A 12,194-nucleotide genomic window follows, 5' to 3' on the forward strand; every position below is an offset into this window, starting at 1 on the left:
CCAACACCCGCCCCATCGACCGACGGTCCGCACGAACCTCGAAAGTCACCGCATCCCTCATCAAGAAGGTGTTGCGACAACCACTAGAACCCAAGCGTTCCTCCGGGGGCCGCCCGACAGTCCTTGTCGTTCCGTGACGGTCGTCGGGGTCAAGGGTGGCCCGAAGGGCCATCGGCTTGCCGACGCGACCAAAGGGAGCGCCCTTGACGCCGGCGGCCGGCACGGAAGGACAGTGAGGACTGACGGGCAGCCCCCGGGCACCTCCCTGATTCCGTCCGGGCGAAGCCTCGGCACACTCAGACCCTGCCAAGCCCGATGGTCCGCCCCCGCCCCCGCCCCCGCCGCAGCCCGCAGCCCTCCCCGCATCCCGCAACATCTGTCAGGTCCGGGCGGACCGGCCGGTCAGGCGCAGGTGTCCGGGTTGTCGTCCGGGAGGACGGTGGTGCCGCCGGGGGCGCCGTCGAGGAGGGTCCGCAGGACCGCGCCCGGGACGCGGCCGTCCAGCACCCGGGCCGACCGTACGCCGGCCCGGACCGCCCGCAGGCAGCCCTCCATCTTCGGGAGCATGCCACTGGTCAGCTCGGGCATCAGCTTTTCCAGCTCGGCGGCGGTGAGGCGCTCGATCACCTCGGTGTCGTACGGCCAGTTCGCGTACAGCCCGGCCACGTCGGTGAGCACCACCAGCTGCTCCGCGCCCAGTGCCGCCGCCAGTGCGGAGGCGGCGAGGTCGGCGTTGATGTTGTAGACGTTCCCGTCGGCCCCCCGGGCGACGGGGGAGACCACCGGGATGCGGCCCTGCGCGAGCAGCTCCCGCAGGGTTTCCGCGTTGACCTCGGTGATGTCGCCGACCAGGCCGATGTCCACCGGCTCGCCGTCGACCCAGGCGGCCCGCCGGACGGCGGTCATGGTGTGCGCGTCCTCGCCGGTCAGGCCCACCGCGAACGGTCCGTGACGGTTGATCAGGCCGACCAGTTCCCGCTGGACCCCGCCCGCGAGGACCATCCGGACCACGTCCATGACCTCCGGGGTGGTCACCCGCAGGCCGGCCTCGAAGCGGACCTCCAGGTCCAGCCGGTCGAGCAGGGCGCTGATCTGGGGGCCGCCGCCGTGCACCACCACCGGGTGCAGCCCGGCGGCGCGGAGCGCCACCACGTCACGGGCGAAGGCGCGTTTCAGTCCCTCGTCCACCATGGCGTTCCCGCCGAACTTGATCACGACGGTCCGGCTGCTGCACCGCTGGTCGGCGGTCACGAGGTACTCCATTCCTGGGGCCGTTCCCGGGGCTCGGGTGACGGAACCTCAAACTCCGGTACGGCGCCGGTCGTTGGGGTCCGTGGTGTGCGCCCACCAGCATTTAGCTTAGGCTAACCTAAGTCAAGCTGGGTGGTGCTGCCCCGGCACGGCCTCAGGCCCAGTCGTCCGGTCCGGGATCGCCGCCCTCCGCCCAGGTCACCAGGCGCCGGACGTAGTGCGTCCAGACCTCGGCATGGGCCGAGCAGGCCTCGGGGGAGGGCAGGCCGTGATGGGCCAGGCGGAAGAGGGTCCCCTCGGCGGCCGGCTGGAGGGTGACCTCCACGGTGCTGGAACCCGGCGGCACGCCCGTCCCCGACCTCGTCCCCGATTCCGTCTCCGATCCCGACCCCGTATCCGATCCCGACCCCGCCTCCGTACCCGCCCAGCCCCAGGTGAAGACCAGCCGCCCGGGCGGGTCGATCTCGGTGAACCGCCCCTCGGCCACGTGCTCGCGGGTCACGGCGATCCGGTAGGAGCCTCCGGGCTCGAAGGCGAACTCGCCGTCCCGGCCCATCCAGGCCAGCCATTTGTCGTCCTCGGCGAAGAACGAGAACACCGTCCGGGGGCGGGCGGCGATGCGCCGCTCCAGGGTCACCGGCTCGACCGCTTCAGGGACCATCGCACCATCCTCACGACCGGGAGTGGCCTCTGCGGGGAGCCTGCCCCCGCACCCGGGGGGCAATGCCTGCCGGGCCCGGCCCCGGTGGCAGGCTGTCCGTATGAAGATCGCCGCAGCCCAGCTCGCCTGTGTGCCCGCAGACGTCCCCGCCAATGTGCGCATCCTTGCCGGACTCGCCGCGCGGGCCCGCGAAGAGGGCGCGGAACTGGTCGTCCTCCCCGAGTTCGCCCTCACCGGCTACGAGCTCGCGGCCCTGGCCTCCGACCCCGGCCTGTGGGTGCACGACCCCGAGGACGACCCGCGCCTGGACCCGCTGCGCGGAGCCGGCATCGCCACCGTGGTGAACTGCGCCGTGGCCGCCGACGGCGGGGAACGGCCCGCCATCGGAACCCTCGTGTTCGACGCCGACGGCCGACTGCTCACCACCTACCTCAAGCAACACCTGTACGGGCAGGAGCAGGACGTCTTCGCCGCGGGCGACCGGGACGGCCGGTTCGGGCTCGCCGGCCTGCGCTTCGCCCTGGCCACCTGCTTCGACAACCACTTCCCGGAGCTGACCTCCCGCGGGCCCGCCGACGGCTGCCACGTCCACCTCGCCTCCTCGCTGTACGGCACGGGCGACGGCATCCGGGAGCGCGCGACCCTCTATCCGCGCATCGCCGCCGACACCGGCCTGTACGTGGTGCTGGCCAACCACGTCGGCCCGGCCGGGCCCTGGACCGGCTGCGGCCGCGCCGCCGTCTGGGCCCCGGACGGCACCCTGCTCGCCGAGGCCGACGACCGTACGGCCACCGTGGTCACGGCCGAGGTCCCGGCGCCGGGGCGGCGCTGACAGGAAGCTGCCGGAGTGCCTGCAGCTTCCTGATCCCGGCTGCCCTGGTGACGGCATTCCGGCGGTGCGAGATTTTCCTCCGTCAGAGACGGGAACCTGCCGTCACGTCCGGTGCGGAGGAAGAGGGAAGCCGTGGTCGACGCCGAACAGGAGGCACCCCGAACCGGTGGGACGCCGAGGACCGCCGGCACCGGACTGCGGGTCCCGCTGCGCCGCCGCCGGTTCCGGCTGCTGTACGCCGGCCAGTGCCTCTCCCGCACCGGGGACTTCGTCTTCCAGGTCTCGCTGGCCGGGTACGCGGTCACCGCCGGCGACCCGGCCCTGCTCGCCTACACCCTGTTCGGGCAGGCCACCGGCACCGTGCTGATGCTCCTCGTGGGAGGCGCGCTGGCCGACCGCTTCGGCGCCCGCCGGGTGATGCTCTGGGCCGACGCCGCCCGGGTGCTGGCCACCGCCGGGGTCGCCGCCCAGGTGGCGGCGGGCGGGCGGCACGTCTGGGCGATCGCCGCCTGCGGGCTGCTGCTCGGACTCGGCGACGGCGCCTTCGAGCCGGCCTTCACCCTCGCCTTCACCGAACTGCTGCCCAAGACCGAGCTGCTGGCCGCGAACGCCCTCCAGTCGATCGCCCTGCGCACCGCGGGAATCGCGGGCGCGGCCCTCGGCGGGGTCCTGCTCGCGGCGGTCGGCGCCGGCGCCTCCCTGGCCCTGGGCACGGCCGGATTCGCCCTCGCCCTGGGCCTGGTGCTGGTGGCCGGCCGCTGGCCCACCGCGGACCGCCCGGCCTCGGGCGACGGGCTGCTCAAGGAGGCGACCGGCGGCCTCCGGTACGTGTTCGCACACCGCTGGCTGTGGGTGTCCATCGGCAGCTTCGGCGTCAGCGTGGCCCTGGTCGTCGCCCCCGCGAAGGCGCTGCTGCCGCCGGCCTCCGCCGACGTACTGGGCGGCGGCGCCGGTACGTACAGCCTGCTGGTCGGCAGCCAGGCGGCCGGGGCGCTGCTGGGCGGGCTGCTGGTGGGCCGGCTGCGGCGGATCCCGCCCGGTGTGCTCGTCTTCGGCGGGATGACGGTGGTCTGCGCCGGCTTCGCGGTGCTGGGCCTGTCGTCCTCGGTGGCCGCGTCGGTGGGTGTGGCCCTGCTGGTCGGGGCGGTGCTGTCCGCGGCGACCGTCGCCTGGGCCGCCACCCTGCAGAGCCGGGTGCCCGGCGAGCTGATCGGCAGGGTCTCCAGTGTCGACTGGCTGATCTCCCTCGGGGTCTCCCCGCTCGCCCTGGTGGCCGTACCGCACCTGCTGGGCTTCGGATCGCCCGCCGCCGTACTGGTCGTGGCCTCCGTGGTCGCCCTGGCCGTCAGTGCCGCCACCGTGCTCGTGCCGGACGTACGGCGGCTGGCCTGGCCGGCCGGCTCCGCGGCCTGACGGATACCCGTATTCCGAGATGCGGAAACACTTATCCAAAAACAGCCCCCTGCGGTAGCATCGCGCCGGACCGAGCGGAGTCGTGTCAGGGGGAGATCTACGCTGTGACCTTGACCAACCTGGGCCTGAGTCAGCACGAGGAACGCGTGTACCGGCACTCGCTGCGTACCGCGCGGGTGTCCCCCGAGTCGGTCGGCCGGAGCCTGGGCCTCAGCCACGACGAAGCGGACCACGCGATCCGCAGCCTGTGCGGGCGCAAGCTGCTCCGGGTCGCCCGGGAAGGGCACGCGGTCGCGATCGACCCGGTCCTCGGGGTCGAACGCCTCATCGAGCAGCGGCTGCAGGAGCTCAACGAGCAGCTCCGCCTGGTGGCCTCCGCCCGGTCGGTGATCCCCGAACTGGTCGAGGAGGCCCGGGCCGGCGAAGAGCCGGGGCAGGGCGCGGGGGAGGGCCACGCCAGCGGGATCGAACGCCTCGACGGACTGGACGAGATCCGTGCCCGTCTCGACGAACTGGCCTTCTTCGCCCGCACGGAGATGTTCGCCCTGCAGCCCGACGGGCCGCTCACGCCCGCCTTCATCGAGGCGGCCCGGCCCCTGGACCTCCGGTGCGTCAGGCGGGGGATCACCATGCGCACGGTGATCCTGCGCACCGCCCTGGACGACCCGATCACCAGCGGCTACCTGTACGAGATGGCCGACCTCGGAGCCGAGTTCAGGGTCGTCGACAAGGTCATGGACCGGATGGTCATCTACGACCGCGCCACGGCGGTCGTCCCGCTCGACCCGGCCGACAGCGCCCGCGGCGCGCTCATCGTCCGCCAGGGCGGACTCGTCTCCAACATGGTCGCCCTCTTCGAGAAGGTGTGGGCCTCGGCGGAGCCGCTGCCCGGCCGGGAGGCGGACCCGGAGCCCGAGGGCATCACCGACACCGACCGTGCGGTCCTCACCCTGCTGGCCCGGTTCGACAAGGACGAGATCGCCGCCCGCGAGATGGGCATCTCCATCCGCACCTTCCGCCGGCACGTCGCCGACCTGCTGCTCCGCCTCGGTGCCTCGAACCGCTTCCAGGCGGCCATGTTCGCCAAGGAACGCGGCTGGATGTAGCGCGGCGGCCCACGGGCCGTCCGGCGGCCGTTCCGTACCGGCAAGTCACTTCACCGCAGGGCCGGTTCGGTCCTTCCGGCGGTCTTGACGGACGTCCGGACCGACATGACACTTGGGCCGACTCGCCTGCTGCGAGCCGGGGGAACGGAACGGACGGGACGGTACCGGTGGAGATGGCGGGAGCGGTGGACCAGGGGGCGTCAGCCCCGCGTCGCCACCTGCTGACCCGCCGCCTCCACATCGACCTCCTGCGGGTGTGCAGCGCCGTCGGCGCACGGCGCTGACCTCACACACCCCGTCCGATCCCCCCGGCCCCAGGAGAGTCATGTCCACCTCGTCCGCGTCCACGTCCGCGTCCACGTCCGCGTGCACGATCCGCACGGCCCCGTCGGGCGTCTGTCGCACGCCCGTGGGCCTGATCCGCGGCCGCATCGGCAGCGGCTTCCACCCCGCCCCGCACCGCTACCGCCTGTACCTGTCCGCGGGCTGTCCCCGCTCCGAACAGGTCAGCCGCGCCCATGCGCTGCTCGGCCTCGCTGACCTCGTCGGGCTGATCGTGCTCGACCCGGCGGCTCCGGGCCCGACCGGGCCCGCCGGACCCCGGCCCACCGCGGCCGGACACGTCGCGGCCGGACACGCCGCGCTGAGCGCCGCGTACGAGGCGGCCGACCGTTCCTGGGACGGGACCGCGACCGTGCCCGCGCTGTGCGACACCTGGAGCGGGCGGGTCGTCAGCAACCACACCCCCGACATCCTGCACGACCTCGCGGTGCGCATCGCCGGACGGCCCGACCTGCTGGACCGGGTGCTCGGTCAGAGCCAGGGGATCTGCTCGGCCGCGTACCGGTAGGCGCGGAAGACGGCGTTCTGTGCGCCGGCCGAGGACTCCAGTCCCACGCCCTGCCCGAAGGACCCGAACTCGGGGACCACGAACTCCCACACCACGTCACCTGCGGGGGTCACCTCGAAGAGGCGTCCGAAGGAGCCCTCCGCGATGAAGGTGTTCCCGTTGGGCAGGCGCTGGGCGCTCGACATGTACGGGCTGTAGAAGTTCTGCGGCGGGTTGTCCTCGTACGACCACACCTCGCGGCCCGTGTGCGGCTCCACCTCCACGGCCCGGGAGTACGGCACGGAGGTGGTGTCGCGGTAGGTGCCGTTGTCGAAGACGAGGATGTTGCCGTTCTCCAGCTCGTGCGGGTAGTGGTGCTGGTTGTGCGTGTCGGGGCCCAGGCTCCAGCGGACCGATCCGTCGGCGCGGTCCACGGCCACCGTCGTGGACGCGCTGCGGAAGCCCACCACGATGCCGCCGTCGGCGAGTTCGTTGACCGTGTTCGCCATCGGCCAGTGGTTGCGGGCGAAGTGCTTGTTCAGCGGCACCTGTTCCGGGTCGAGGTGCTCGATGGCGGCCCAGCGCCACACCACCTCGCCCTCCCAGGTCAGCTCGTACACCACATCCCCGTAGATCACCCCGTCCGGGGCCTCGGAGCCGGGGATGCCGCCCTGGATCCGGGCGGCGTCGGCCGGGTCCAGGGGCTCGACGCCCAGCACGATCAGGTTCCCGTTGCGCAGCACGGACGCGTCGTGGTGGTGGAAGGGGTGCCGGGTCTCGCGCACCACCGTGGAGTCCGGGGCCAGTTCCTGGAAGACGCCGCCGTGGTAGACGTCCCAGATCGGGAACAGGGTGGGGCTGCTCAGGTCCTTGCCCTGGTTGAACAGGTTCCCGTTGGGCAGCAGCTGTGCGTGCCGGCCGGGCGGCTGCGGCGGGTTCCAGGTGTGCACGGTGTTGCCCTCGATGTCCACGAGGTGGATCTCACCGGAGCCGGCGATCGGGGTGTAGAGGGTGTACCCGCCGAAGCTGCGCTCCGGGTCGTGGGCGCGCAGGCCGACTCCGCGGCGGCGCAGGGTGTTCTGCTCGATGGTCATGGGGTTCTCCTGTCGGTGGAAGGGAGGGAGGTCGGGGGAGGGAGGAAGGGAGGGGGAGAGAAGGTGCAGGGGGTGGCCCGTCAGGGGGCCACGGTGACGGCGGTCGGGTCGGCGGCCTTCAGCGGCGCCGTGTCCAGGTACCGCAGCAGGGCTGCCCGGTCCGCGGAACCCGGCAGCTTCTGCGCGGACTTGGCCCAGGCGGCCTCCTCCGTCAGCTGGGTGAGGAGCTGAGTGGAGAGCGTCGCGCCGTACTCGTACCGGGGGTGGAAGGCGTCGACGTGGCCGGCCTCCAGGGCGCCCTTGGACTGGGCGACGAGGGCCTTCCGCGCACCCGCCGGGTCGGCGGCCGCCTCGCGCTGGGCCCGTACCAGGGTGCGGAGCACGGCCGCGGTGGTCTTCCCGTCCGTCTTGGCGCCCGCCACCAGCAGGGTCCGGGCGGTGTACCCGGTGAAGGGCAGCTCGGCGTACCGCTCGCCGAGGGCGGTACGGGTGGCCTCGTAGAAGCCGGGGAAGGTGACCCCGGCGTCGATGTCGCCGCGGGCCAGCGCCGGGCCGACCTGGTTCGGGGCGAGGTTGACCACGGTCACGTCGGCGGGCGTCAGCTGCGCCGAGCCCAGCATCCGGGACAGCGCGTACTCGACGTTCGTGCCCTGGGGGACGCCGACCTTCCGGCCCTTCAGCGCGGCGAAGGAGCCGATGCCCCGGTCGGTGCGGGTCAGCAGCCGCCAGTCGGAGAACCGCGAGAGGTCGGCCACCACCTTCACCTCGCGCCCGCCGAGCGCGGCCGTCACGGCCGGCAGGTCGCCCACCACCCCGAGCTGGGCCTGCCCGCCGAGCACGGCGTTGAGCGCCTCCCGCCCGGTGGGCAGGGTGGTCACCTTGGCGTCCAGGCCCTCGGCGGACCACAGGCCGCGTTCCTGGGCGACGTAAACGGGCGCCCCGCCGAGCCGGTCGCTGCCGGCGAGGGAGACGGCCTCGGAGCCGCCCTTGCCGGAACCGCGTCCCGAGCCGGAGTCCGACGAGGAGCAGCCGGTGACCAGGGTGGTGAGCAGGGCGGCCGCGAGGGCGACGGCGGAGGCCGCGCGGGGTCTGGAGGAGCGTGTCGACACGGTGATCAGGTCCTGTCGTGGAAGGTCGGGACGATGAGGGAGGTCAGGGGGTGGTGTCACAGGGGCAGGTGCCACGGGGGCAGGTGCCGGGGAGAACAGGTGTCACGGGGGCAGGGCGTCAGGAAGGGGTGCCGAGATGGCCGGCGATCAGCGCCCGCAGGGCGGGGTCGGGCGGGCCGGCCGGCACCGGGTGGTCGGCCAGCACCCGGCCGGGTCGGCCGCCGAGGACCACCACCCGCTCGGCGAGCGCGAGGGCCTCGTCGATGTCGTGGGTGACGAACAGGACGGTCAGACCGGTGCGTTGCCACAGCGCGCGCAGCAACTGCTGCATCCGGGATCGGGTGAGCGCGTCCAGGGCCCCGAACGGCTCGTCCATCAGCAGCACTTCGGGCTCCGCCGCCAGCGCCCGGGCCAGCGCGACCCGCTGCTGCATGCCGCCGGAGAGCTGGGCCGGGTACTTCTCCGCGCCGTCCGCCAGACCCACCTCGTCCAGTGCGGCCAGCGCCCGGCGGCGCCGTTCGGCACGCGGCAGCCCGAGCCGCTTGAGCGCGAACTCGACGTTCCCGCGGGCGGTGCGCCAGGGGAACAGCGCGTAGTGCTGGAACACCACGCCCCGGTCGGGCCCCGGCCCGGTCACCGGGGACCGGCCCGCCGTGACCAGCCCGGAGGACGGCCGGACGAAACCGGCCACGGTGTTCAGCACCGTGGACTTGCCGCAGCCACTCGGCCCGAGCAGCGCCGTGAACGACCCGGCCGCGAACTCCAGGTCGGTCGGCTCCAGGACCGGGGCGGCCCCCGCCCCGTACCCGACGGACAGGCCCTCCAGCCGCAGGTCCCGGCTCATGAGCTGCCCCAGTGCACGAACCGGCGGCCGATGCCGGCCAGCACGAGGTCCACGGCCACCCCGAGGAGCCCGAGCACGATCAGCCCGGCGAACATCCGGTCCACCCGCAGGAACTGGCCGTCCACCTGGAGCCGGTACGCCAGACCGCTGTCCGCACCGCCCAGTTCGGCGGCGACCAGGGCCAGCAGCGCCACCGAGGCGCCGTACCGCAGGGCGGCCAGCAGCGCCGGCGCGGCGGCCGGCAGCAGCACCTCGGTGAACCGCCGGTGCAGCGGCGCCCCCAGCGAGCGGGCCGCCCGCAGATGGCTCACCGGAACCCGTGACACCCCGTCATGCACGTACAGCCATACGGCGAGCAGTACGGCGTACGCGATCAGCAGCCGCTTCGCCGTCTCCCCGATGCCGAACCAGGCCGTGGCCAGCGGGACCAGGGCGATGGCCGGGATCGGCCGGAGGAAGGACACCACCGGGTTCACGGCGGCGGCCATCCGCGGCAGGTACCCGGTGGCGAAACCCAGCGCCGAGCCGATCACCGCGCCGAGCGCGAAACCCTGCCCGGCCCGGGCCAGGCTGGCACCGAGATCGGTGGCCAGGGTGCCGCTGCGCACGCTGTCCGCCAGCGCGGCGGCCGTTTCCTGCGGTGTCGGGAGCAGGCCCGGGGCCACCGCTCCCGACCGGGCGGCCAGCCACCAGAGCGCGAGCACGGCGGCGGCCGCGCCCAGGGGCGGGCCGAACCGGCCGAGGGCCCGGCCCGGAGGTGAAGGGGTGGCGTACACGGGAGGACTCCTCGCTCGTGGGCTGCATCAATAAGTGAGGTCAATAATTGACCACGCTTATGTACGGCGTGTTGCAGCAGTACGAAACGTTCCGGGCCCACCCGGCGGGTGATCGAACATGAGGTACGTTCACCTGCGTGTCACGCCCCGAACCCACCCCCGAATCGATCGCGGTCGGGCAAGTGATCCGCGCCTGCCGCAAGCAGCGCGGCGTCTCCATGGCCGCGCTCGCCACCCGATCGGGACTCTCCCAGCCCTTCCTCAGCCAGCTGGAACGCGGACTGGCCACCCCCAGCCTCAGTTCCATCTACCGGATCGCCGAGGCGCTCGACGTCACCCCCGGCACCTTCCTCCGCCCGCCGGACCGGCCCGGAGCCGTCAGCCACGAGAGCGACCCTCAGGTGATCCGCGTCGCCGAGACGGCCGGGCAGGTGGCCCGCGTCCTGATCCCCGGCGGCAGCAGCTCGCTGATGGAGGCGTACGAGCACCACTTCGAGCCCGGCCGGGGCGAGCGGGGCTGGTTCGAGCACCCCGGCGAGGACTTCCTCTACGTACTGGAGGGCGAGATCGTGCTGGAGGTCGAGGGCGAGGAACCGCTCACCCTGCGCGCCGGCCAGAGCGCCCACCACCGCGGCGAGGTCCCGCACCGCTGCCGCCTGGCGGGTCCGTCACCGGCCCGCACCCTCCTGGTCGTCGCGAACGGGTAGGGGCTCCGGAAGCCGGAAGCCCGGAAAATACGGAAGCCCGGAAAACACGGAAGCCCCGAACGGAAGTCCGGAAAACACGGACGTCCCCGGCCCTGGGATCGGGCCGGGGACGTCCGGTGTGGTGCCTACGTGCTTACGTGCGGCAGGGCGGCCGCGGACCCGCCTCCCTCCGACCGCCGCGGCGGGGCGCGGGGCGGACGGGCTCGGCAGGGGCCGTCAGGGCAGGTCAGGCATCCTTGGCGGCGTTCTTCTCCTTGATGCGGACCGCCTCCTTGCGGACCTCGGCCTGGGTGGCGCGCTCCTTCTGCAGCCACTCCGGCATGTCCTGCTTCAGCGCGTCGATCTGCTCGGTGGTGAGGGCCTCGGTGACCCCGCCGCGCGCGAGACCGGCGATGGACACGCCGAGCTTCGCCGCGACCACCGGACGGGGGTGCGGGCCGTTCTTGCGCAGCTCCACCAGCCACGCGGGCGGCTCGGACTGCAGCGAGTTCAGCTCGGCGCGCGAGACCACGCCCTCCTGGAACTCGGCGGGGGTGGCCGGAAGGTACACACCCAGCTTCTTGGCCGCGGTCGCGGGCTTCATCGTCTGGGTGTTCTGGTGCGACGTCATGCCGTCAAGGGTATCGAGCGCGTGCACGACCTCCGACCACGCCGGGTAACCTGGCCAGGTGACAGGCTCGGACACCTCCCCCTCTGCTCCCTCGGCCCCGGTCCCCCCGGCACCCCGGACTCCCGCCCCCGGCTTCCGGCTGGCGTACGTCCCGGGCGTCACCCCCGGGAAGTGGGTCCGGATCTGGAACGAGCGGCTCCAGGAGATCCCGCTCACCCTGGTCCAGGTGCCGGCCGGAGACGCCTGCGGCCTGATGGCCGGCGGGGACGCCGACGCCGGGATCGTCCGGCTGCCGGTGGACCGGGACGTCTTCAGCGCGATCCCCCTCTACACCGAGACCACCGTCGTCGTGATCCCCAAGGACCACCTGCTGGCCGCCGCCGACGAGGTGTCCACCGAGGACCTCGCCGACGAGATCGTGCTGCACCCGATGGACGACACCCTCGACTGGGAGTCCCTGCCGGGACGCCCCGCGATCGAACGTCCCGCCACCACGGCGGACGCCATCGAACTGGTCGCCGCCGGCATCGGCTGCCTCGTCGTCCCGCAGTCCCTGGCCCGACTGCACCACCGCAGGGACCTCACCTACCGGACGGTGACCGACGCGCCGGAGTCACGGGTCGCGCTGTCCTGGCCGGAGGACCGCACCACCGACCTGGTCGAGCACTTCATCGGCATCGTCCGCGGCCGCACCGTCAACAGCACCCGCGGACCGCAGACCCCCGGCGACGACCGGTCGAAGTCCCGCCCCGCGCCGGCGAAGAAGACCGGCGGGAACCAGGCGAAGGGGAAGACGAGCGGCAAGACGGCGGGGAAGGCGGCCGGGAAGGCGACGGGCAGGAACCCGCGCGCCGGCGGAGCCGCATCGGCCAAGCCGTCCAAGTCGGCCAAGGGCCGCAAGCCCGGCCGCCGCCCGTAACCACTCCCGCCCCGGCAGGCCACCGCCGCTTCGCCCGTTCCCG

General features: G+C 73.3%; 13 protein-coding genes. 6 read left to right on the top strand and 7 right to left on the bottom strand.

Going from position 1 to position 12,194, the window contains the following annotated elements; translation table 11 throughout:
• Nucleotides 1–402: 402 nt before the first annotated feature.
• Both argB and AB0O36_RS27145 read right to left on the bottom strand, forming a co-directional pair.
• Nucleotides 403–1,251 (bottom strand): acetylglutamate kinase, encoded by an 849-nt coding sequence (gene argB / locus AB0O36_RS27140; RefSeq protein WP_365114823.1) that lies wholly within the window; start codon nucleotides 1,249–1,251, stop codon nucleotides 403–405.
• 154 nt (nucleotides 1,252–1,405) lie between these two features.
• Entirely contained in the window at nucleotides 1,406–1,912 is a 507-nt protein-coding gene (locus tag AB0O36_RS27145; RefSeq protein ID WP_365114824.1) for an SRPBCC domain-containing protein, read from the bottom strand.
• 100 nt (nucleotides 1,913–2,012) lie between these two features.
• Here AB0O36_RS27145 and AB0O36_RS27150 point away from each other — a divergent pair, with 100 nt between their 5' ends.
• The 4 genes from AB0O36_RS27150 to AB0O36_RS27165 all read left to right on the top strand — a co-directional run bounded on the left by AB0O36_RS27150 (nucleotide 2,013) and on the right by AB0O36_RS27165 (nucleotide 6,113).
• Nucleotides 2,013–2,744 carry a carbon-nitrogen hydrolase family protein gene (locus AB0O36_RS27150; RefSeq protein ID WP_365114825.1) on the top strand — a complete coding sequence of 244 codons (732 nt, stop codon included), beginning with the start codon at nucleotides 2,013–2,015 and terminating at the stop codon, nucleotides 2,742–2,744.
• Nucleotides 2,745–2,876: 132 nt separating this feature from the next.
• On the top strand, nucleotides 2,877–4,157 hold the full coding sequence (locus tag AB0O36_RS27155) for an MFS transporter (RefSeq protein WP_365114826.1): 1,281 nt from the start codon (nucleotides 2,877–2,879) through the stop codon (nucleotides 4,155–4,157).
• Nucleotides 4,158–4,267: 110 nt separating this feature from the next.
• Nucleotides 4,268–5,263, top strand: a complete 996-nt coding sequence (locus tag AB0O36_RS27160) for a helix-turn-helix transcriptional regulator (protein WP_365114827.1) — start codon at nucleotides 4,268–4,270, stop codon at nucleotides 5,261–5,263.
• A gap of 325 nt (nucleotides 5,264–5,588) precedes the next feature.
• The gene (locus tag AB0O36_RS27165; protein ID WP_365114828.1) at nucleotides 5,589–6,113 is read left to right on the top strand and encodes a hypothetical protein; all 525 of its coding nucleotides are present in this window, start codon (nucleotides 5,589–5,591) and stop codon (nucleotides 6,111–6,113) included.
• On the opposite strand, the gene AB0O36_RS27170 is transcribed toward AB0O36_RS27165, so the two are convergent.
• The 4 genes from AB0O36_RS27170 to AB0O36_RS27185 form a co-directional block, all read right to left on the bottom strand.
• Complete coding sequence (locus tag AB0O36_RS27170) at nucleotides 6,077–7,186, bottom strand: aryl-sulfate sulfotransferase (protein WP_365114829.1); 1,110 nt, start codon at nucleotides 7,184–7,186, stop codon at nucleotides 6,077–6,079. The two genes, AB0O36_RS27165 and AB0O36_RS27170, sit on opposite strands and share 37 nt — an antisense overlap.
• An 80-nt stretch (nucleotides 7,187–7,266) precedes the next feature.
• The gene (locus AB0O36_RS27175) at nucleotides 7,267–8,295 is read right to left on the bottom strand and encodes an NrtA/SsuA/CpmA family ABC transporter substrate-binding protein (protein ID WP_365114830.1); all 1,029 of its coding nucleotides are present in this window, start codon (nucleotides 8,293–8,295) and stop codon (nucleotides 7,267–7,269) included.
• A gap of 118 nt (nucleotides 8,296–8,413) precedes the next feature.
• Complete coding sequence (locus AB0O36_RS27180) at nucleotides 8,414–9,139, bottom strand: ABC transporter ATP-binding protein (RefSeq protein WP_365114831.1); 726 nt, start codon at nucleotides 9,137–9,139, stop codon at nucleotides 8,414–8,416.
• Nucleotides 9,136–9,915, bottom strand: a complete 780-nt coding sequence (locus tag AB0O36_RS27185) for an ABC transporter permease (RefSeq protein WP_365114832.1) — start codon at nucleotides 9,913–9,915, stop codon at nucleotides 9,136–9,138. The genes AB0O36_RS27180 and AB0O36_RS27185 overlap by 4 nt, the downstream gene beginning before the upstream one ends.
• Nucleotides 9,916–10,052: 137 nt before the next feature.
• Here AB0O36_RS27185 and AB0O36_RS27190 point away from each other — a divergent pair, with 137 nt between their 5' ends.
• A complete protein-coding gene (locus AB0O36_RS27190; RefSeq protein WP_365114833.1) occupies nucleotides 10,053–10,622 on the top strand; it encodes an XRE family transcriptional regulator in 570 nt (189 codons plus the stop codon).
• 226 nt (nucleotides 10,623–10,848) lie between these two features.
• On the opposite strand, the gene AB0O36_RS27195 is transcribed toward AB0O36_RS27190, so the two are convergent.
• Nucleotides 10,849–11,232: a DUF5997 family protein gene (locus AB0O36_RS27195; RefSeq protein ID WP_365114834.1), complete on the bottom strand. Its 384-nt coding sequence runs from the start codon at nucleotides 11,230–11,232 to the stop codon at nucleotides 10,849–10,851.
• A gap of 139 nt (nucleotides 11,233–11,371) precedes the next feature.
• On the opposite strand from AB0O36_RS27195, the gene AB0O36_RS27200 reads away from it, so the two are divergent.
• Entirely contained in the window at nucleotides 11,372–12,151 is a 780-nt protein-coding gene (locus tag AB0O36_RS27200; RefSeq protein WP_365114906.1) for a LysR family substrate-binding domain-containing protein, read from the top strand.
• Nucleotides 12,152–12,194 lie beyond the last annotated feature (43 nt).

Origin of the sequence: Streptomyces sp. NPDC089799 (assembly GCF_040684755.1) — a bacterium.
Lineage (GTDB): Bacteria > Actinomycetota > Actinomycetes > Streptomycetales > Streptomycetaceae > Streptomyces.